Here is a 21,096-nt window from a genome sequence, read left to right on the forward strand (position 1 = left end):
ACAATCGAAGACATCCGCTCGACAATTCTTGCGGGTGCCGAAAAAATCTCCCTCAACTCACAGGCTGTCAAAAATCCTAATTTGATTCGTGAAGGAGCCAGAATTTTCGGAAATCAGTGCATCGTTCTTGGAATGGATGCCGCAAAAGATGCCGAAATGCCAAGCGGCTACCGGGTTTACATCAACGGCGGCCGTGTCAAAACTGACTTGGACGCGCTCGAATGGGCAAAAAAAGCAGTCTCTCTCGGTGCAGGCGAAATCGTCCTCAATTCAATTGACGCGGACGGCGTTCGTCAGGGCTACGAGCTTACCGTCACAAAAATGATTGCAGAAAATGTCAGCGTTCCGGTAATTGCTTCGGGCGGCGGCGGCACTCCACAGCACCTTGCAGACGTTCTCACTCAGGGCAAAGCTGATGCAGCACTCATTGCGAGCATGGTTCACTCAATGGGCTACACAGTAGACGGAATCAAACGCGATTTGGACAAGCTCGGCGTTCCAGTAAGGCTATAAGTCGCGTTTGAAGCTACGCTTCGAACACAGTACCCGCCACTTGCGTTGCTCGCATGGGCTAGGGTATGGAGCAGTGCCGGAGGCAGTCGCAAAGCGACCGAGCGTTAGTGAGCTGCGTAACACCCGGCCGCGAAGCGGCAGCCCCCAAATTAAAAGGAGAATTTTATGAAAAACGACAGATGGGTATTTTACAAGGATGTTGAGGCTCAGGATGCAGGAAATGGCGTGACCCGCCGGGTTCTTGCTTACAGCGACGACTTGATGTGCGTGGAGAACACTTTTGAAAAAGGCGCGGTCGGCTCGCTTCATCATCATCCGCACACACAGATTACATACATCGTGAGCGGGAAATTTGAGTTTGAAATTGACGGTGTAAAAAAAATCGTGCAGAAAGGCGACACCATGCTCAAAACAAACGATGTCGTTCACGGATGCGTTTGCCTTGAAGCCGGTGTTTTGCTAGATATTTTCAATCCGTACCGCAAGGATTTTTTAAAAGACTAAATCTTGAACTTGTTGATTTCAGTCGTTACTTTGCCGATTGAATCCTTGTTACGCTGAGAAAGTTCGTTCACATCTGAGACTGAATTTGTAATCTCGCTTATTTCAGAAGAAATTTTATCCATATTTCCGGCAATTTCTACTGACACACCGGCGAGTTTTTCGATTTCAACCAGAGCACTGTGACCGTCCTTGCTCATTTCGGTGATTCCGTTCTTTACGCTGTCTGTGTGACTATTTATGTCATGAATTACATTCAAAATCTGCTGGCTGCCCGCAGTTTGTTCATCCATAGCAGACTTAATTACAGATTCCTTAGACGAAACTTCCTGCGTATTACTGAAGATTTTCTCAAACTGATCGCGAATGTGCCTTGATGAAGTAGAAACATCGGAAATCAAATTCTTAAGGCTTGAGAGCGCATCTGAAATCTTTTTGCCCTGAACATTTGAATCTTCCGCCAGCTTACGGATTTCACCTGCAACGACCGCGAAGCCCTTTCCTACTTCACCGGCGTGGGCAGCCTCAATAGCCGCATTCATAGCTAAAAGATTTGTCTGGGTCGCGATATTTGTAATAACATTTGAAGCTTCGAGCAATCCGTCTGAATCCTCAAAAATTTTATCAGTCAGCTCTACTGTCTTTCGTACGACTTCACGGCCTTTTTCTGCCGAATCTGTGAGTTCCTTGACCGACAAAGCGTTTTTATCAAGAATATTTGTCACGGAGCGGATATTTGCGACCATCTCTTCAATCGCACTTGAGCCTTGAGAAACGCTTAGAGACTGCGCATCGATGTTTGAGCTAAGCATTTCGATGTTCTCGGAGATTCGCTTCATCATTTCGGAAGTCTGGGCGACATCAGTTTTTTGAATTCCTATCTGATTTTTTATGAGGATTACATTTTCGTCGATTTTTTGAACCGCACTAGTTGTCTCACTCATGTTTACGGAAAGATCCGAAGCAACAGAATCCATTACCTGTGATTCTTTTTTGATTGAGCCGACAAGCATACTGATTTTTTCGATAGTCTTGTTGAAATAGAAGGCAAGATCGCTGAGTTCGTCATTTCCATGCATTGGAAGGCGCTCCGTCAAATCGCCATCACCTTCAGAAATATCTTTGAGAATCGAGACGGAAGAATTCAACGGCATCGTGATTTTTTTTGCAAGGAAGAACGCTCCGAGACTGCAAATAATTATTGAAAAAATGAGAACAACAATAATCACAGAAAGAACTATGTTATTCGCACGATTTATATAGGAAAGAGGGGCCGCAACAAGATAGTCCAGCCCAACGTACTTATTTTCGGAAGAAATTGACGAGAATTCATAATCGATGCCTTTGTACGAAGCAACAAATGTGATTCTGTCCCCGTGCTTGAAATTTTCCAGCTGTTTTAATTCAAGCGTTTCAAGTTTTGTAAACTCAGTCGCAGGGTCAAGCTGGTTCAGGACAATGTTTCCACTGTTATCAAGAATGATGAATGACAAATCAGTTTTGTTCTTTTTAAATGCCTTCATCAAAGAATCGAGATAATCAAATTTGATGTCTGTTGCGACGACACCGCGAGGCTTTCCGTTTGTGTCATTGAAGAATTTTGATGCGACGATAACCCTTCCGCCCAAAGCCGTCGTGTATACATTGGAAATAAAAGTCTTGCCATTGTTGTTCTTTGCATTTTTGTACCATGAGCGGGTGCGGGCATCATAGCCGTTTGGCCTGGGCTCATGAGGATATCGGACATACGCACCATTTGATTCGAGAGAAATTGAAATTCCTGTAATTTCAGGCTTTTCTTCGGTAAAAGTTTTGCACAGTTCGTAAACAGAACGCTCGTAGCTGCCGAATTTTTCGGGATCAACCGGGATTTTACCGCTTGGATCAGATTTATCAACATAGGAAGTGATGCTGTCATCCGGGCGGCTGACCAATTCAATTCTTGCAAAGGAATTTGAGAAAGTATCGAAACTTTCAAAATAGTTTTCGATTGCAACATCAACCTCGGAAATGATATTCTTGAAGGAATTCTCAAAGGCTTCCTTGTCGATTGTTTTCATTTTGGAATAGATAATAGCACCGAAAGCAAGCAGAAGTATGATTGTAGTGGCCGTAACTCCAAAAATAATTTTTGAGAATACTGTTACTCTGAATTTTTTCATACATAACCTCTCTTGTAAAACTAAAAAATAACCTTAAATAAAAATTATAATCGATAAGTTTAGTTTTGCAAATTTTTTTTGCAAGGAGTGGTTATCAGAGCTGCTAATCGGAGCAATAATCGTAAATATAGGCGAACGGATCTTCTGTCATAAGGCAGTTTTCGCCCAATTCCAATACTTTGCCGCCACTTTCGCTGAATTCTTGCCAGAGCGGGAGCGGACGGCCTTTTGTGTCCGTGCCGTTCGGGTTTCCAGTCTTTACGAAATTTATCCAATATGAACTCATGATTTCTTCAAGCTCATAATCCGATGAATTGTATTTTTTGTTGCGTGGAACATTTCTGTAGGCATAAATTAGCTCGCCAGAGTGATTCGAGCCGATTTCTCCGTTTTCCTTGCTGAAATAATATTCCCAAACAGGCTTTTTTTGCCCGCTGACAGCTTTTGACCATGTGGCGTGTGGCCTTGTGAAGCACAAAGCAGAAAAAATGTCGTTGTACAGGGCTTTTGCTTCCTTGTCGTCTTTTACAGGATTCTTTTCAAAAAATTCTTGTGTCCGCTCTTTAAAAGTTGGTCTTAAAATTTCTGCAAGATTTTTTTTGTTGACTTTTGTGAAGAAAGTGAATGCCGCGCCCTCGCTTTTGTTGAATCCGTTCAGAAGGGCTTCCTCGTGATTCTCGCCTTTTTGATAAGTCTGGAATGGCGTTTCTTTTAGAGCGTAGCCGTCAACCGTTATTGAGTTGTTCTGATATTTTGATTTCAGGAGCTTTTTCGCCTTGATTTTGCGAAGTTGTGCTACAGAAGATACTTTGAATTCTTTTTTGATGTCCGCTCCCATTTTTAAGGCATCGTCCATCGTTCGGAAAGAGTGCAGAGGTTTTTCTTCTATTATAGAGGAGCTTTCTGCAATCGCACGGCGGAAAAATCCTTTTGTGAGAGGGCTGGCGCAAATTGCGTTCACGGAAGAAGAACCGGCGGACTCACCAGCAATCGTGATGTTGCCTGGATCTCCGCCAAACGAAGCAATATTCTTACGAACCCAGTCCAGGGCTTTAATCTGGTCCAAGAGACCGTAATTTCCTGTAGTTCCGTTCGGGCTTTCTTTGGCCAAGTCTGAGTCCGCAAAGTAGCCGAAGATGCCGACTCGGTATGCGACGGTCACGACAATAATTCCATTTTTCGCAAGATTTTCGCCATCATAGCTTTCAAACCAGCTTTGTCCGCTCGTTAGCGCACCACCGTGAATGTAAACAAGGACTGGAAGAGGAGAATCTGGATTTTCAGCAGATTTTTTTGGAGCAGGCTTCCACACATTCAGATAAAGGCAATCCTCGCTCATCGGAGCCTTGTAAGTACGGCTAGTTTCCTGATGAGTGTACAAGTTGAACAGGAAATTCATGAATCTGCCCATCTGATTTTGCATGGCCATTGGAGCAAAATGGTCGGTCTTTAAGACACCGCTCCACGGAATCACATCAGCCGGCTCTTTCCACCGCAATTCACCAACAGGCGGAGCCGCGAAAGGAATGCCCGCATAGATTTCAACAGTTCCCGCATCGTTAAGAATTCCCTGAATATCGCCACCAGTAACATGCACGACATCAGTTTGGCGTGGATTTTTCACACGCACAGGATTCGTCGCCTTTTTGGTACTAGCACAAGCAACAAGAAACGAAACAGAAATAAAAATCACAGCGAGGAAAAGAGCAGCTTTCATAAGGATTAATTATAAGTGATAAATATGGAAAAGGGAAAGAATTTGTCGGAGATTTTAACGAAAGTCATCAGTACTTAAAACAATAATCACTTTTTAAGAATAAACACTTAAAAAATCAAAAAAGTCGCTATAAAATTATAATATGGAAACTTACATTGTTGGTGGCGTTATAAAAGAATTTCGTATTCGATACAATATTTCACAAGAAGAACTGTGCGATGGCTTATGCGCAGTCTCGACACTTTCAAGAATTGAGAGCGGAAAGCAAATTACCGGAAGAAAACTGGAACCCACCTTATAAGGAGAATCCAAATTTCTCTGAAAGTGATTTTTCAGAAATCGAACGAACGAATATAAATAACCTGCTTGAAGAGGAAAAAAGAAGAGATAAATAAAAAAAAATTGCCCCACAATTTTAGTCTGTGGGGCAATCTTATCAATTAGAATTCATCCTTACGGCTAGATTTTCTGTAAGAAGACGCTCCGTTTCGCTCGGTCTGCGCGTGTGTCTTGCGACCAAAGCCACGGTCGTGGTCTCTTCCGCCAAATCCGCGATCACGGTCTCTTCCAAAACCTCGGTCACGACCAAAGCCACCACGGTCTCGGCGACCGCCAAATCCTCGGTCTCTTCCACCAAAGTCGTCAAAGTCGCGGTCTCTTCTTCGGCCGCCACCGTTTCCGCCCTTTGAATCTACATGAACATGAGGGATTTTTCCGCTCTGTGAAAGGTCAAGAACCTTGTTTGCGCTTTCGATTGGCAAGCTGACCAAAGAGAAGTTTGTTGAAACATCGATTCGGTCAACCATTTTTCCAGGAATATTAAGCAAATCGCTGAAATAATCTGCGATTCCGCGTGCGTTGTATCCGTCTCTTCGTCCGAGCTGGATGAAAAGTCGCTTCTGGTCGCTTCGGTCTTCGCCTTCAAATCGGTCACGACGGCCTCCCATTCCACGCTCGCCTCTTCTTCCGCCACGGTCACCAAATCTGTCGCCTTTTGGTCGGATTGGTGTGATGTCACCGTAGTGTGATTCATCGAGTGATTTTCCGTAAGTTACGCTCAAAATTCCAGCCAGAACTTTCTCGGCATCCTGTCCTTCGCAAAGCTCAGCGGCCATTTTTGTGTAGATTGCATCAACATCTTTAAGCTCTGGAACGAAATCATCCTGCTTTGAAAGGTCTTCGCCTTCAACCTGTGCCTTTCCGCCACCGATGTAAACAACACCGTCCTTAACATCAGCCGGGTCACGCATAAGTCCGAGCTGAACTTTGAGAGTATCCAGCATGCGCTCGCGTTTTACTTCGAGAACTTTCTTTACTGATGGAACTTCTTCTTCGTTCAACTCACCTTTTGCTGCCTTTCGAACAGTGTTTTTAAGGAACTCAAGCTTTCGTCGCTCTTCCGGTCGGACAAATGTGATTGCAGTTCCGCTTGTTCCAGCTCGTCCTGTACGACCGATTCGGTGAATATAAGTTGCTCCGTCATAAGGAAGAGAATAGTTTACGACATGAGAAAGTCCGTTGATATCGATACCGCGGGCAGCAACATCTGTAGCAACGAGAACACGGGTCTTTCGGCTTCGGAAGCGGGCAAGAATCTTCTCGCGCTGCCCCTGAGGAATGTCACCGTGCAAAGCCGCAACATCGTATCCCTTTTCGTCGAGCATTTTTGTTACATTGTCAGCGTCGTTCTTTGTCTGTGTGAAAACAAGACCGTAGAAATTCGGGCTCATGTCGATGATTCGGACAAGTGCCTCAATTTTGTCGCTCTCCCGGATAAACCAGTACTTCTGATCGATCAAAAGCGGTTCTTCAACAAATCCTTCTTCTTCACAGATTTCATAGTCGCCCATGAACTGCTCTGCGATGCGAAGAATTGGTTTTGGCATTGTCGCACTGAAAAGCAAGATTCGTGCGTCTGGTTTTGCTTGCTCAAAAATGTGCTCGATGTCGTCGATAAAGCCCATGTCGAGCATTTCATCGCCTTCGTCAAGGATAAAATAGTCAATCTGATCAAGTTTGAGAGTTCCGCGCTCCAGGTGATCCTGGATTCGGCCTGGTGTTCCGACTACGATTTCGCAACCGCGTTTGAGGTCGCGAATCTGGTCACGGTAACTTGCTCCACCGTACAAAACAGTTGTTCGTGGATATTTTCCGCTTGTGAAAGTCTGAAGCTCATTGCAAGTCTGAATGGCAAGCTCGCGGGTTGGTTCCAGGATGAGTGCGCGAACATGATCGCTTTCTTCGTGAACTCGCTGAACGATTGGCAAACCGAATGCAGCTGTTTTACCTGTACCTGTTCGAGCTTTTGCGATGATGTTTGCGTCTCCGTTCAAAAGGCGTGGAATTGCAAGCACCTGAATTGGTGACGGATGTTTAAATCCTTTCTTTTCGATTGCGGCAAGAACAGTTTCGTCAAGGCCCAGGTCTGCGAAAGAAATCTCACCGTCGTCTTCTTCCTCTGAATCTTCCGAATCGTCTGCTTCATCATCAAAATCTTCTTCCTGCTCACTGAGCGAAGCCGAAGTGTCGTCCGTAAAATCGCGGTCTAAATTATCGATATAATTTTCGAGCTGTGATTTTGGCTCTTCGTTTGAAATGTCAGCTGATTCTTTAGAAACGACATTTTCCCCTGAAACTGCATTAGAGACAGTTTTCCCATTGATGACAGCTGTGCCGTCAAATTCCTGTTTTTCCATTTGTGTTCCCCTGTGGCGTGTTCTTTGCCTTTGGGAATCGCAAAATCTGTACTGTAAGTGGATTTTTATTGTGCGAAAACAAAAGCGTGAGCACGCATAGAAATTGGAAGCCCTCTGCTTCCCTAAGAATGGTTTCTACTATATCGGAATTATTTTGAAAATGCAAGCAATTTTTTGAATATTTCGCAAAGATTATCAGATTTAAAAGCGAATTTTGAAATTTACTGGCTGTATCAAAAAACGGCTCCCATCGGGAACCCAAAATCAAACATCGCAGTGAGCAAAGCTCAGGCGAGTTTTCAATTTATAGGCTTTGTCTAAAAATGGCTTCCAGTCGTGATAACGGCTTATCGGAAACGCATGCTAGCATGCTACACGCGTTTTGTGTTTGAAACTATATACGTTTGCCGCTCTCGCGGCAGCACAAAACGAGTGTTTCCGTAAGCCGTTTCGCTCCTTTGCGCCATTTTCAATATAAAATCGCTTATAATGCGGAGCCCCTGTCGCTCTTAAACACTTCTATGGGCATAGATTGAGGAAATCTGTATAATAGCACAATCAAACTGACTTTTGAGAAAGGAACGAACAAAATGACACTTAATAATTCTGAATACACAAAATGGGTTGCTTGCTGGGGCATGGCCACTTCAATCACAAAGCGAACTGAAATCACATATTCAAAAGACCTCACCTTGCGATACCCGGTTAAAATGTGCTTCAACGGCTCAAAACTCCGTTTCCGATTTTCAAATCTCACTGGCACCGAAGATGTAAAAGTCACCAAAGCCTTCTGTGCAAAAAGTGGCGAAACTGAATACAAGCCGCTTGCCATCACAAAAGATTCGTCAAAAAGCTTCACAATCCCAGTTGGCCAAGAAATTGAAAGTGACGAGCTTCCTTTTGATGTAAGTGCGGGCGACACAATTGAAGTCAGCATGTATTTTGCAGATTTTACACAAATGAACGCAGGAACAGCCCTTCTTACAGGTCTTGAAAAAGGCTATTTTGCTTATGGAGACTATGCCGAGTCAAAAGACTTACCAGACGACCTTTCAATGGCGACAAATATCTTCTATTTTTTGAACACAATCGACATCCTCACCGAAGAAAAAAATCACGCGCTAATCTGTTACGGAGACTCAATCACCTGTCTGGACTGGCCGAATCTTCTTGCTGAAAAGGCTTTCAAAAACGGTAGAGGCAATGTTTCAATCATCCGCCGTGCTGTTTGCGGAACCCGAATTCTTCGACAGTACGACTGCATCACATATCAGGCTTATGGTTTAAAAGGCGCAACCCGCTTTCCAATCGAAACAAATGCCGCCGGAGCAAGCGCAATCATAATCCACCACGGAATCAACGACATAATTCACCCGGTTGGAGTCGAAGTAAATAAATTCCGACCGTGGAGCGACATGCCGAGCGTGCAGGATTTAATCGACGGGGTAAAAAAATTATACATCGAGCCTGCAAAGAAAATGGGTCTAAAGGTGTGGAGCGCAACCTTGCTCCCTATTTATGGCTGGCGAACTTACACCGAAGACCGTGAACTTGTCCGAAAAGAATTTAACGAATGGCTCAGAACTTCAAAAGCTTTTGACGGCTGCGTAGATTTTGACAAAGCCGTTTGTGACCCGCAAAATCCCAAAGCTTTTGCACCTGGCTGTGATTCAGGCGACCATCTTCATCCGAGCGACAAAGCCTGCCAGCTCATGGCCGATGCAGTTCCAGAAAATCTAATTTAATTTTTCTTCAGACAATCACTCAAATTTTTTCCAGCAAATATTTTCTATTCACTATTACGCGTTTTTGTGATATAATAGTAAAATATGAGTGAAGAAAACATTGAATTCGCTGTAGACCAGCGCGTTGTTTACCCAAGTCAGGGTGTCGGACAAATCAAAGATATTTTCGAAAAGAAAGTCGGTGATAAAACCGTAAAATACTACAAAATTTATCTCGAAGTTTCCGACATGATTGTCATGATTCCAGTGGCAAATGCAGCAATGATTGGTATTCGTCCAATCGTAGGCGCAGAAGATGCCGAAAAAGCACTTGAAATTCTTGGACAGGAAATGGAGCCTGTAACTTCTGACTGGAAGTTGCGCTATCAGCAGAATCTTGATTTGCTTAAAAAAGGCAGCATTTTTGACATCGTTAGCATTGTCCGATGTCTGTATCACCGTTCCAAGGTCAAGGAACTTCCAATTTTGGAACGAAAACTTTACGACAATGCCAAAAAACTCCTTGAAGACGAAATTGCATTCGCCCTCGGAAAGCCTTCAAAAGAAATCGAAGCAATGCTTCATGCAAAACTTGAGCCTCTTGGGGCAATGGTTGCAAAAAAATCACCTATTATCGATGACGATGACGATGACGACGAATTTGGCGATGAAATGAACGAGTCAGATTCGGACGAAACTGATGATACAGATGAATCAGATGATTCTGATGACGATGATGATTCAGATGAAGCTGATTCTGGCGATGACATGGATGATGACGATGACGAATAACGATGAACTTGCGCTGATTCTTGTGGCGGCGGGCAGTTCTGCCCGAATTGGTTTTGACAAAACTGGCTCAAAAATCAAAAAGGAATATCTTGCCATGGACGGTGGCACGGTGCTTTCTTGTGCGGCAAAAGCATTTTTGTCCACGCTCAAATTCAGCACAATCGTTGTTACTTATCCTCGTTCCGACAATCCAGAAGAATTAAAGGCAAACGAACAAAAATCAAAAGAATCTTTGTTTGCCGATGATTTTGTCAAAAATTACAAGGCTGATTTCATCTTTATTCCTGGTGGCAAATCTCGCCAGGAATCAGTACACGATGCTCTTGAAGCAATCAGCGAAAAAAATCCTGACTGCTCATTGGTCTTCATTCATGACGGAGCAAGGCCTTTCCTCAAATCAGAAACAGTTGAGCTTACATACCGTGCAGCTCTCGAATTTGGTGCGGCAGTTCCAGGCTTACAGCCAACAGAAACTCAAAAAAAGATTGATGAAAACGGCTTCATCGTTAAGCATCTTGTCCGCTCAAGCCTCACCGCAGTCCAGACACCACAAGTTTTCCAGTTTGAGCCGATTCTTGAAGCTCACAGACTTGCCGAGGAAAACAAGAAAACTTACACAGATGACACCGAAATTTGGGATGAATATATCTCAAAACGCAAAAATTTTTCCCGCGTAAAAGTCGTCTTGGGTGATCCAGAAAACAAGAAAATCACATATCCCGAAGACCTTAAAATGCTATGATTCGAGTCGGATTAGGCTATGACAAGCATGTTCTCACCGAAGGGCGCAAGCTGATTCTTGGTGGTGTTGTTCTTCCTTTTGAAAAGGGAGAGGATGGCCATTCAGACGGCGATGTGCTTCTTCATGCAATCACGGATGCACTTTTAGGTGCTGCAGGCTTGGGAGACATCGGCTCATATTTTCCGCCATCAGATCCAAAATGGAAAGATGCCGACTCAGCCATGCTGCTCAAAAAATGTTGGGATGATGTAAGAAACGCAGGCTGGGTTCTCGGAAACTTGGATTGCGTAATCGCCCTTGAAAAACCAAAATTTCTTCCCTTCCGAGACCAAGTGCGTGAATCCATCGCAAAAATCCTCGAAGTCTCAAAAGAACAAATCTTCGTAAAAGCAAAAACCGGCGAAAAACTAGGCGACATAGGCCAAGGCCGAGCCGTAGAAGTCTGGTCAGTATGCCTTTTGGAAGCGGAAAACTGAAAACGGAAAGTTGAAAGTTAAATAATTTATTTGGGGAATCTCCCTTTTTAAGGGGAGCTAAAAACGGAAAGTAAAATGCCTGCCGCACGGATGCGGCAACAAAGCCAGAGAAACTTCTGTTTGCCTTTAGGTGAATAGAAGTTTCTCGTATGTAACCAAAATTACATGGATGTAATTTGGTTACAACCCCATTTCTATTACCATTTCAATCTCACCGATACTTCGCTTCAATCGTTTTGCGATTTCTTCTACGGTCCAACCCATTCGTTTGAGCTGAATAATTTGATCCTTGTCTTTTGGTGTCAAGCGGCTGTTTCCGATGCCAACCGTTCCGCTAGACTCGACTTCATTTCGGGTCATTTTTTCAAGCAAATCAAACTTCTCGGTGATTTCCTGAGACATTCTGTTCAAGCGAGCTTCTGTCTCAACAATTCCTTCTTTTGCCTTCTGAACCTGCTCGGTGCGTTTTTCTGTCTCTTCAAGAAGTTTCTGCAAAGAAGTAATCTGCTCAATCGCATCGTTGATTCTTCCTGAATTTTCAGTAATTTCATCGATTCTTGACTGAATTCCGGTAATCGTTGACGGAAGACTATCTGCCTGACTCTGGATTTTGTCGAGACGGCCTTCGACATCTTTGAGATTATCAAAAGTTTTATCGACTTCGCCAGAAATCTGCTCAAGAATGGCCTGTTTTTTATCAAGGTTACTGCATCGGTCAGAGATTTTATCAAGTGACTCGTGGAATCCACGGACCGTAAGCTGCAATGACTGCAAATCAGAATTTGTCGTTTGCAATTCACTGATTTTCTGATCCATGTTATCACTGAGAGAGACCAAACGGTTGAAATCGCGCTCGATTGAATCAATCTGGCCTTTTTCAGCCGAGAAGCGCGCAAGTTTCTGGTCAATTTCGCCATTGATTTTCTGAATGTTCGAGAACTGAGCTTCCAAATCATTGACGACAGCCTGATAATTCTCAATTCGGGAAAGTTCCCGCTTGATTCCTTCGATTTGCTTTTCAAGGCTGGCCTGCAACTCATCAGCCTTTTGATAAATCTGCATTCGTGCCTCAAAAGTCTTTACCTGACTGTCAATCGCGCTGAAACGACTCTGCAAAGCATCGGCATTGTTGTTCATCTGCATGATTGTCGCGCCCTGCTGCTCTGCCAGCTGGTCTTTCATCTGAGCAATCTGATTCTGAATTTCACGGACAGCATTGATTGAATCGGCATTCTGCGTGTTGATTCGCTCCTGAGTCTCGTTAAGAATCTTATTGTATGCGTTCTTTTGCTCCGCAACAATTTTCTCGGATTCATCCTTGAATTTTGAAACAGAAGCCTGAACCATGTCCTTGAGCTGGGTAATGCTTGCAGAAATTTCTTCCTGTTCAGAATTTGCAGAGCGTTTGAATTCCTCAAAATCACCGCCGATTTTTGATTTAAGCTCGGCAAGTGCCTGCTCCGCACTCTTATTGATATTCTCGAATTTTGAGCTGTACAAAGCCTTTGAATTCTCAAACTGATTGTTGAGCTGAGTGCTCCATGCCCTAAACTCGCCGACCATTGCATCGATATTGGCCTTGTTGGCCTCATTTTTGTTGAGCAACTCGATTTCAAGGTCAGTGATTTTTGCCGCACTTGAATCAATTGATTTGTCCAAAAGCTCCTTCAAACGCTCGCCATAAGTTTTGAGTGTGCCCTTGATGTACGAATCAGAATTGGTTGTTGCCGCATCCAAATCAGCACGGTTTTTCTCGCGGAAATCGTGCATTTTCTGCTCAACTTCGATAATCTGAGTCTGCAAATCTTCATTGGTCTTTTTTATAAGAGTGTCGTATCGTTCCAAAGTTTCGCGTGTCTTTTCCTGCAATGCAGATGTGTGGGCGCGCAAATCTTCAGCATATTTGACTTCGATTTGACGGCGTTTTTCTTCTTCATCTGACTGCAAAATCGACATTTTTGAATCGAAATTTTCCCGCCAAGAATCGATGTTGGAATCAATCTCTTCGCTTCGACGGCGCAAATCTTCACCGTATTTCTTTTCAAACGCATCAAGTGCCTGGCTGACATTTGTGCTCGCTGATTCCTCAAGAACTTTGAGTGAACTTTCAAGCTCAACGAGTCGCTTCTCTGTAATTTCAGAATCCTGCTTGATTGCATCCTGGAACTGATTGTGACGGACAGCCTGCTCTTCGGTAAATTTATTGAATTCAGTAAGAACCCTTTCCTGAGTTTTGAGAAGTTCCTGCTTAAGTTCTTGCTCAAGGCCATCAACATCCGCACTTGTCTTTTCGAGCTTGTCAAAGCGATACTGCATTTCCTTTTGGTATGCGTCGAGCTGGCGGTCAACAGCAATGAAAAGCTCTGATTTTTTAGTATCATAAGATGCCGCGATATTTTCGAGCATATCTTTGAGCATTTCGTTGATTGCCTTAATCTGCTGGTCAGACTGCAATTTGAAATTATTGAGCTGATCCGTAGCAGCCGTAACAGTCTGTGTGATTGTAGCAGCTGCCTCAGAAGCACCTTCGGTAGATTCCGCAAGATTTCGCTTAACTTCGCTGAGAGTTTCCTCTACCTTTTCGTTCGCACCATTTACGCGGGTATCAACGCTGTCTTCAAGGGCAGAAACTCTGGTTTCAACCTCATTTTCGAGAGTTTCAACCTTGCCGATAACCTCGCTGTGAAGGTTTGATACCCTTTCAATGACATTATCCTGCAAGCTCGTGACTTTCTCGACAACATCATTCTGCAAGGTGGTAACTTTTTCTGAAACATTCTCTTGCAATGTCGTGACTTTTGTATCAACCTGCTCTTCCAAATCACCGACAATCTGCTGAACGCTTTCCTGCATTGTAGAAACTTTTGTATCAACCGCATTCTGCAAGCCTGTAACCCGCTCAACGACATCCTGCTGGATTTCAGAAACCTTGCCGTTGACGGCATCAAGGAGCTGCTGCATTTTTTCGCCAACGCCCTGGTCGAGTCTTGAAACATTTGAGTTGACTTCTTCATCGAGGGCGGCAACTTTTTTGGCAACGCCGTCAACGATGACCGTAACTTTTGATTCAACGAGATTGTGCAAACCACCTACTTTCTGCTGAACGATTCCCTGCAATTCATCTACTTTTGCTTTTACGCCAGTTTCAAGGCCGCCTACACGCCCCTCAACAAAATTCTGCAAATTAACAACGCGGTCATTTACCTGACCTTCAAGGCTTGAAACCGAATTTTCAACACGCTGCTGCAAATCTGTGATTTTCGCGACTACACCGTCTTCAAGGCTGGTAGATTTTCCGTTGACAAGATTCTGCAAAATCTGGAGTTTTTCAGCAACAGAACCGTCAAGGCCGGCAACTTTCGTCTCGACCATGTTCTGCAAACCATTGACCTGCTGGGTAACGCCTTCTTCAAGGCCTGTGACTGTGGAATTAACCATGTTCTGCAAATCACCGACCTTCTGCGTAACTCCGCCTTCAAGAGCAGAAACTTTTGAATCGACCATATTCTGCAAATCGTTGACTTTCTGGGCAACATCCTGATCAAGAACAGAGACTTTTGTATCAACCTTTGACTGCAAATCAGTAACCTGCTGAGTAACGCCCTCTTCAAGACCTGTGACTTTTGAATCAACCATCGTCTGCAAATCAGTGACTTTCTGAGTGACACCGTTTTCAAGGCCAGAAACTTTAGAATCAACCATTGACTGCAAATCGTTGACTTTCTGCGTAACTCCGTTTTCAAGGCCAGAGACCTTTGAATCAACCAATGTCTGCAAATCTGAAACGGTCTGAGTAACTCCAGACTCCATGACACCGACTTTAGAATCAACCAATGTCTGCAAATCATTTACCTTCTGGACAACTGCGTCTTCGAGGCCGGCAACTTTTGTTTCGACCATATCCTGCAAATCCAAGACTTTCTGTGTAACCCCGGATTCCATTCCGCCGACCTTTGATTCAACCATGTTCTGCAAGTCGTTGACTTTCTGCGTAACTCCGTCTTCAAGGCCGGCAACTCTTGAATCAACCTTCTCCTGCAAATCTGAAACCTGCTGGGTAACTCCATTCTCAAGCTGCGTGACCGTAGAGTTGACCATATTCTGCAAGCTGTTGACTTTTTGCGTAACTCCATCTTCGAGGCCAGAAACTCTTGAATCGACCATATCCTGCAAATCCGAGACTTTCTGAGTGACCCCGGATTCCATTCCGCCGACCTTTGATTCAACCATGTTCTGCAAGCTGTTGACTTTCTGTGTAACTCCGTCTTCGAGGCCGGCAACTTTTGAATCGACCATATTCTGCAAATCGTTGACTTTCTGAACAACGCCGCTGTCAAGGCCAGAGACTTTTGAATCAACCATTGTCTGCAAGCCATCAACCTTCTGAGTTACAGTGTCTTCGATTCCGCTGACTTTATATTCAACAATATCATCCAAATCAGCGACCTTATCAGAAACCTTCTGTTCCAGCTCGTTGATTTTTGTATCAACCGCACTTTCAAGAGAGAATACCTTTTCGTTTACACGGCTTTCCATTCCGTCAACTTTTGAATCAACAAGCCCCTGCAAAGAATCAACTTTTTCGTTGATACCGCTGACAATTTCGTTTACCTTGCCGTCAACATCATAATCAAGTCCGCTGACACGCTCTTCGACAGCCTGAACAACAGAATTTACCTTGCCGTCAATAGTGCCGTTGAGTTCTGCGATTTTGCCCTGAACAGACTGCTCGATATCATTGACCTTCTGATCAACTTCACCCTGCAAATTGCTGATTTTTGTAACAACATCCTGCTGCAACTCATTGACTTTTGTTTCGACACCCTGCGTAAGATTTGTAACCCTTGTATCAACATCACCCTGCAAGCTCGAAACTCTTCCATTAACTTCGCGCTGAATATCATTTACGCTCGTCTCAACCGAATTGTGCAAATCAAGGACTTTTGTATCGACCTCAGCCTGCAAATTGGTGATTTTTGAAAGCATGTCTTTTTGCAAATCAGTGACCTTAACGCCAACTCCGTCCGAAAGCCCCGTAAATTTAGTGATGACATCGGTTTGCAACTCTTCGAATTTGCTTTCGATTCCGTTAGAAAGATTTGAGAAGCGGGTTTCAACACTCTCGACAAGCCCAGAAACTTTTGACTCAACTTCGGTCTGCTTTTCTGAGATTCCGTTAGTAAAATTGTTGACCCGATCGACAACCTCTGTCTGCATTCCGTTGATTTTTTCTTCAACACGAGTTTTGAATTCGGTAAGATGATTGTCAGAAATTTCCTGCCAGTGAGCATAAGCGGCCTTTTCTTTTTCATCCGCGTCTGCAATCGCTTTCTGGTAAATATTTTCGTATTTTTCTTGAAGAGGCTGGACAAGTTTGGTGAACCGTTCCCGAAGAACTTCAAGAGACTTGCTGTTTTTGCTTGATTCGGCAGCAAGTTCCTTTGCCGTGCCCTTTGCCGCACTGAGCGCATCGTGAAGCATCTGGCGGATTTCTGCATTGCCCTGAGCAAACTGCTGATTGAGAGCCTTTGATTTTTCTTTGACAGAAGAATCCAGAGTATTGATTTCGTTCTCGACAGTTTCCCTGATTGCAGTGACTTTTTCGCTGGTTGCCTGAGACAGACCTGAAATGCTGTTCTCGACATTTGTCTTGATTTCGTTGACTTTATCAGTTGTGCTCTGAGCAAGATTTGAAACAGAAGACTCAACATCAGCCGTGACTGTGCTGATTTTCTGATTTGCGTTCTGCGTAAAGTTCGCAACTTCGTTCTCAACATTCGCTTTGATTGCGTTGATTTTCTGAGTTGCGTCCTGATTAAACTGAGAAACATCATTTCCGATATTTTCAGTGACTGCAGCAAGTCTTTGCCTAAGTTCCTGCTCAACTTCGGCGATTCTTGCATCACCGGCTTTCTGCGAGGCCAAAACCTGAGAATCAATTTGATTTGCGAGCTGGCGGGTCTGGTCATCCATGATTTTAATGACAGAATTTTTTCGTGACTCAGCAGACTCTGCAAGCTGGTCAAATGCCATATCTTCGAGAGTTTTGGCGCGGTTGACTGCCTGCTGATATGCCTCTCGGATGTCGTTTTCTATGTTCTTAAGAAGCTCGCTTGCCTTTGCTTCGGCCGCACTTGTAGCATCTTCGAGGGATTTTGCCTGCTCTTTGTACTGATCAAGAAGTTTTGTACCGATGAGTTTGAGACTTTCGTTGTTGTATTTTTCGAAATTTGCGCTGATTTTTGGAATTTCGGCATCAAGCCGCTCGACAGCTTTTTCCTGCGCGTTGAGCCGTGAATTGAGTTTGTCGATAATGGAAGATTCTTTTTTGAGGCGGAGAAGATTTTCCTCGACATTCTCAGTCATTTCCATCAATTCGTTGAGGACTTTTCCATAAGCATCGATTTTTTGCCCGATATTATCTACGGCATCAAACTGCTTATCAAATTCTGAGCTGGCTTTTTTGAATTCTTCGATTTGACCTTCAAGGCGATTTACGGCTGCGACAGCCTGAGCCTGCTGGGTTTCAAGGCTTGCGGAAAGAGCGTTCATGCGCTGACCACGCTCCTCGAACATTTTCTCGATTTCTTTCTTTTTATTTTCAACAAATACACGGATGTTGTCGTTTGTCGGATTTCCGCCACCCAATTTTTTCATGACAAAAGAAACCGCAACTGCCGCCAAAATAGACAATAATACTGAGAGAGCTTCCACTTTTTATCCCCACCAAACTTTTATAGTTAAGCCGTCTTATTATAACACAATATTGAGGAATTGACGATAGTTAGAGAAGGAAATATCAGCTTCTTTGATTTTTTTGCTTAAAATTCTTTTGAGAGGAGAGGCAATTATCGCACTTTTCATGCCGGCATTTTTTGCGCCCCGGACATCGAATTTTACGCTGTTACCGACATAGAGAATTTGAGAAGGTTCGAGTTCAAGGGCATTCGCCATGATTCCAAACGGATATTTTGAAGGTTTTAAAGCCCCGATTTCTTCGGAACCAAGAATCATATCGCAATAAGGAATAAGCCCCCAAATATCACCTTTTTGGCTCGGCGGAAAGTCAGAGAGAAGGACGATTTTGTAGCCTTTTTCATGAAGAGTCTTGAAAGTTTCGTGAACATGTTTGAAAGGCTTGATTTTCGCAAAATATGGCCTAAGACCGTCATAAGCAATGAGCTTAATCATTGCACGAGCACGCAGAGATGAGCAGCCAAGTTCCTCGGCCATGAGCCGCCCCTGATACTCATAAAAATCCGGAAGTGGAGCCGTTCTGTGCATAATCCTTCGGACATGGTTGTAATGCAAATAAAAACGGAAATGCCTGACAATATATGGAATAATCCGGATATAGAGAGAAAATGATGGATAAAGAGTGCCGTCTATGTCGAAACCTACGGCTTTTATGTCAGGAAGCATATATTCAATTATACATTAAGATTTTATAAAATTCTATCTAATTTTTCGGCATCCATGCGGCTAATTTTTCTGGATGGTGTAGTCAAAACGAGCGAGACCGTCACTTGAAGCGGATGCGAAACGCCATCTTGAGATTTGCTCGCGAATTTCCATTGAAACAAGCGACGGCAAAATATCCGGGGAAATTTTTACGCTTGTTACAGGAACATTTCCGGCGGCCGTTACTGTGAACGAGACAGAAAGGCGTTTTGTGCTGTCAATCAATGCAGCGGCTTCTTTTGAAAGGATGATTTTTGGCTCTGCCGGTTCCAGAAGGATTCGCGGAGTGCCGTCGGACATCTGGAGCGAAACTTTTCCGTCGGAAGAAGAGCCTGTGTTTGCAGTGACAGACGATGAGACTCCGCCCGAAGAAGAAGAATATTTGTGAGCAGAAACAGCCCCGGCCAGTGCAGAAGTCGTTGCGGAACTTGCTTTTTGTCCTGAAGCAGATTTTGCGCTGCTCGAAGCAGAACTTGCTGCCGTCGAATTTGCAGAAGAAGATGATGCCGCACTTCCAGAGAAGGCACTTTGCTTGCTCGTGGCAGAAGCAGTGTTTTTGGCGACCGCATTCGAGTTCGATGAAGAAGAATTTCCTTCCATGCTATCAAACTGCGACCAGTCGAATTCCTTTTTGGCGGCTTTTTTTGGAGCCTGTTGTTCTGCCAAAAGCTCGTCCATGCTTTTTTGAAGCTGCTGCTCAACCATCTTTGGTTTTTCGACAGTTTTTGAAGGAGCCTGTTTTGTTGGTTTTGAAGTAGTTTTTGAAGGCTCCGACTTCTTAGGTTCAGCCTTTTTAGTCTCAGTTTTCTTTGTCTCGGCCTTTTTCGGTTCTGACTTAGCCTTTGATTCAGTTTTCTTAGGCTCACTCTTTGGCTTTGACTCAGCCGCTTTTGCTTTCGGGGGCGTTGCGGGGGTGTCCACCGCAGAGGAGGTAGCCGATTCTTTAGATGTAGGGAGCGACGGCGAAGCCGGCAAATCCTGTGAGACAGGATTTGAGCGAGTCTCGGTGAGAGCTGTGCTCGCACCGTCTCCCCTGCTTATACTTTCTTCTGCTTTCGACGATTCTGTTTTTTGCGAGGAATTTTCCGTTGAAGAATTTTCAGTTTTCAATTTTCCATTTTCAACTTTCTGCGGTGTGTCGAGACGGATTTTTATTGTCTTGAACGGTTTAGGCGCAAAAAGAATCGCACCAATATAAAAGAAGAGAAAAATTAAAATCCATACAAGAATCGTTCCGACTGCACCTGCGACCGCCGGCTTCTGCTCGACTTCTCTCATTTATCCGTTGTCCTGAGGTTTACACTTACAAAGCCTTCGGTGCGCAGAACATCAAAGACTTTTACGATTGAGCCGTTCGTTACATTTTCGTCGGCTTCGAGGGTGACAGGATATTCTTCCTTTTTTTTGCCCTCTGTGTCGAATGAGGCGAGCTTTTTGCCAAGTGTGCTGACTGAAACCTGCTCGTCATTGAACCACATTTTGCCGTTTGACTGCATGGTGATTGTGATTCCGGCTATGTCCGCGCCCTGAGCTGTTTCGCTTTCGGGCAAATTTACATTGATTGCAGGAAGAATCGCGAAAGTGGTCGAAACAAGGAAGAAGAGAATCAGCTGAAATACAACATCAATCATCGGCGTGAGGTCAACGGCCGTACCACGCTTTTTTCGGTTTGAAACTTTCATGGCCGCCCCTTTTTTACATTACCCTGCCTGTGAGCCTCAAAATCAATTTTGTTACAGTTCCTTCCATTTCGGAAACGCATTTATCGGCTTTGCGGGAAAGTGCGTTGCTGAAAATGAGTGACGGAATTGCCACAAAAAGACCTGCCGCTGTTGTCATCAATGCTTCGGAAATTGAACTTGCGAGAACGGCAGGATTTCCCATTGTGCCGCCTGAGCCAAGAACGCCGAACGCCTTAATATTGCCTGTTACAGTTCCGAAAAGTCCGAGAAGCGTTGAAATGTTTGCAATTGTGCTGAGAAGTGTGAGCCAGTGGTCGAACTGCGGAGCCACTGCATCAATCTCGCACTGAACGATTTCGCGCATGTCGTCCTCGGTGAGCTTTCGGCAACCGATTGCTTTTCTTGCGACATGAGCAAGAGGTGTGCCTGCCTGAGTACAGAAAGTTTCGGCAGCAGAAAAATCGTTGCTTGCAAGAACTTCCTCAAGATTTTTGCGAAGCTCCTTGTCACGCTTTTGTACGGAAGCAAAATAAACAAGTCGCTCGATAATGATGTAAGTCGCAAAAATACCGCAGATAAGAATCGGAATCATTAAGAGTCCGCCAGATTTCAACAAATTAAACATATTTT

General features: G+C 44.1%; 15 protein-coding genes. 7 read left to right on the forward strand and 8 right to left on the reverse strand.

The genetic code is table 11. The annotated features are described in order from the left end of the window. Positions 1–513 (forward strand): imidazole glycerol phosphate synthase subunit HisF (hisF, locus tag IJJ71_RS08370; RefSeq protein ID WP_296846376.1); only part of this gene is annotated, 513 nt, incomplete at its 5' end. 165 nt (positions 514–678) lie between these two features. After that, positions 679–1,017: a cupin domain-containing protein gene (locus IJJ71_RS08375; protein ID WP_296846377.1), complete on the forward strand. Its 339-nt coding sequence runs from the start codon at positions 679–681 to the stop codon at positions 1,015–1,017. Here IJJ71_RS08375 and IJJ71_RS08380 read toward each other — a convergent pair. Together IJJ71_RS08380 and IJJ71_RS08385 are read right to left on the reverse strand one after the other, a co-directional pair. Further along, a complete protein-coding gene (locus tag IJJ71_RS08380; RefSeq protein ID WP_296846378.1) occupies positions 1,014–3,176 on the reverse strand; it encodes a methyl-accepting chemotaxis protein in 2,163 nt (720 codons plus the stop codon). The two genes, IJJ71_RS08375 and IJJ71_RS08380, sit on opposite strands and share 4 nt — an antisense overlap. A gap of 103 nt (positions 3,177–3,279) precedes the next feature. Then, entirely contained in the window at positions 3,280–4,893 is a 1,614-nt protein-coding gene (locus IJJ71_RS08385; protein WP_296846379.1) for a carboxylesterase/lipase family protein, read from the reverse strand. Between the two features lie 142 nt (positions 4,894–5,035). Between IJJ71_RS08385 and IJJ71_RS08390 the strand changes: the two genes are divergently transcribed. Continuing rightward, positions 5,036–5,194 carry a helix-turn-helix domain-containing protein gene (locus IJJ71_RS08390; RefSeq protein WP_296846380.1) on the forward strand — a complete coding sequence of 53 codons (159 nt, stop codon included), beginning with the start codon at positions 5,036–5,038 and terminating at the stop codon, positions 5,192–5,194. 139 nt (positions 5,195–5,333) lie between these two features. Here the strand turns inward: IJJ71_RS08390 and IJJ71_RS08395 are convergent, their stop codons facing one another. Then, positions 5,334–7,589, reverse strand: a complete 2,256-nt coding sequence (locus IJJ71_RS08395; protein WP_296846381.1) for a DEAD/DEAH box helicase — start codon at positions 7,587–7,589, stop codon at positions 5,334–5,336. 590 nt (positions 7,590–8,179) lie between these two features. Here IJJ71_RS08395 and IJJ71_RS08400 point away from each other — a divergent pair. From IJJ71_RS08400 to ispF, 4 genes are all read left to right on the forward strand, one after another. After that, the gene (locus IJJ71_RS08400; protein ID WP_296846382.1) at positions 8,180–9,334 is read left to right on the forward strand and encodes an SGNH/GDSL hydrolase family protein; all 1,155 of its coding nucleotides are present in this window, start codon (positions 8,180–8,182) and stop codon (positions 9,332–9,334) included. Positions 9,335–9,418: 84 nt separating this feature from the next. Then, the gene (locus IJJ71_RS08405) at positions 9,419–10,105 is read left to right on the forward strand and encodes a CarD family transcriptional regulator (protein WP_296846383.1); all 687 of its coding nucleotides are present in this window, start codon (positions 9,419–9,421) and stop codon (positions 10,103–10,105) included. Beyond that, positions 10,023–10,847 (forward strand): IspD/TarI family cytidylyltransferase, encoded by an 825-nt coding sequence (locus IJJ71_RS08410; RefSeq protein ID WP_296846384.1) that lies wholly within the window; start codon positions 10,023–10,025, stop codon positions 10,845–10,847. Before IJJ71_RS08405 ends, IJJ71_RS08410 begins: the two co-directional genes overlap by 83 nt. Further along, entirely contained in the window at positions 10,844–11,323 is a 480-nt protein-coding gene (ispF, locus tag IJJ71_RS08415) for a 2-C-methyl-D-erythritol 2,4-cyclodiphosphate synthase (protein ID WP_296846385.1), read from the forward strand. The genes IJJ71_RS08410 and ispF overlap by 4 nt, the downstream gene beginning before the upstream one ends. A 180-nt stretch (positions 11,324–11,503) precedes the next feature. Here the strand turns inward: ispF and IJJ71_RS08420 are convergent, their stop codons facing one another. Genes IJJ71_RS08420 through IJJ71_RS08440 form a run of 5 tightly spaced genes read right to left on the reverse strand, consistent with a single transcriptional unit; the run spans position 11,504 to position 21,091 of the window. Next, positions 11,504–18,037 carry a SpiroCoCo family coiled-coil protein gene (locus IJJ71_RS08420; RefSeq protein WP_296846386.1) on the reverse strand — a complete coding sequence of 2,178 codons (6,534 nt, stop codon included), beginning with the start codon at positions 18,035–18,037 and terminating at the stop codon, positions 11,504–11,506. Between the two features lie 39 nt (positions 18,038–18,076). After that, positions 18,077–18,745, reverse strand: coding sequence for an HAD family hydrolase (locus IJJ71_RS08425; RefSeq protein WP_296846387.1), 669 nt, complete (start codon positions 18,743–18,745; stop codon positions 18,077–18,079). 60 nt (positions 18,746–18,805) lie between these two features. Continuing rightward, complete coding sequence (locus tag IJJ71_RS08430) at positions 18,806–20,062, reverse strand: hypothetical protein (protein WP_296846388.1); 1,257 nt, start codon at positions 20,060–20,062, stop codon at positions 18,806–18,808. Then, the gene (locus IJJ71_RS08435; protein WP_296846389.1) at positions 20,059–20,466 is read right to left on the reverse strand and encodes an ExbD/TolR family protein; all 408 of its coding nucleotides are present in this window, start codon (positions 20,464–20,466) and stop codon (positions 20,059–20,061) included. The genes IJJ71_RS08430 and IJJ71_RS08435 overlap by 4 nt, the downstream gene beginning before the upstream one ends. 13 nt (positions 20,467–20,479) lie before the next feature. Further along, a complete protein-coding gene (locus IJJ71_RS08440; protein WP_296846390.1) occupies positions 20,480–21,091 on the reverse strand; it encodes a MotA/TolQ/ExbB proton channel family protein in 612 nt (203 codons plus the stop codon). Between the last annotated feature and the right edge of the window lie 5 nt (positions 21,092–21,096).

Origin of the sequence: Treponema sp. (assembly GCF_017430385.1) — a bacterium.
GTDB lineage: Bacteria > Spirochaetota > Spirochaetia > Treponematales > Treponemataceae > Treponema_D.

Excerpts from the sequence above, each read along its gene's own strand:
- IJJ71_RS08400 (WP_296846382.1), top strand. The coding sequence starts at position 8,180 with ATGACACTTAATAATTCTGAATACACAAAATGGGTTGCTTGCTGGGGC.
- IJJ71_RS08385 (WP_296846379.1), bottom strand. The coding sequence starts at position 4,893 with ATGAAAGCTGCTCTTTTCCTCGCTGTGATTTTTATTTCTGTTTCGTTT.
- IJJ71_RS08405 (WP_296846383.1), top strand. The coding sequence starts at position 9,419 with ATGAGTGAAGAAAACATTGAATTCGCTGTAGACCAGCGCGTTGTTTAC.
- IJJ71_RS08395 (WP_296846381.1), bottom strand. The coding sequence starts at position 7,589 with ATGGAAAAACAGGAATTTGACGGCACAGCTGTCATCAATGGGAAAACT.
- IJJ71_RS08390 (WP_296846380.1), top strand. The coding sequence starts at position 5,036 with ATGGAAACTTACATTGTTGGTGGCGTTATAAAAGAATTTCGTATTCGA.
- IJJ71_RS08410 (WP_296846384.1), top strand. The coding sequence starts at position 10,023 with ATGAATCAGATGATTCTGATGACGATGATGATTCAGATGAAGCTGATT.
- IJJ71_RS08375 (WP_296846377.1), top strand. The coding sequence starts at position 679 with ATGAAAAACGACAGATGGGTATTTTACAAGGATGTTGAGGCTCAGGAT.
- ispF (WP_296846385.1), top strand. The coding sequence starts at position 10,844 with ATGATTCGAGTCGGATTAGGCTATGACAAGCATGTTCTCACCGAAGGG.
- IJJ71_RS08380 (WP_296846378.1), bottom strand. The coding sequence starts at position 3,176 with ATGAAAAAATTCAGAGTAACAGTATTCTCAAAAATTATTTTTGGAGTT.
- IJJ71_RS08425 (WP_296846387.1), bottom strand. The coding sequence starts at position 18,745 with ATGCTTCCTGACATAAAAGCCGTAGGTTTCGACATAGACGGCACTCTT.
- IJJ71_RS08440 (WP_296846390.1), bottom strand. The coding sequence starts at position 21,091 with ATGTTTAATTTGTTGAAATCTGGCGGACTCTTAATGATTCCGATTCTT.
- IJJ71_RS08430 (WP_296846388.1), bottom strand. The coding sequence starts at position 20,062 with ATGAGAGAAGTCGAGCAGAAGCCGGCGGTCGCAGGTGCAGTCGGAACG.
- IJJ71_RS08435 (WP_296846389.1), bottom strand. The coding sequence starts at position 20,466 with ATGAAAGTTTCAAACCGAAAAAAGCGTGGTACGGCCGTTGACCTCACG.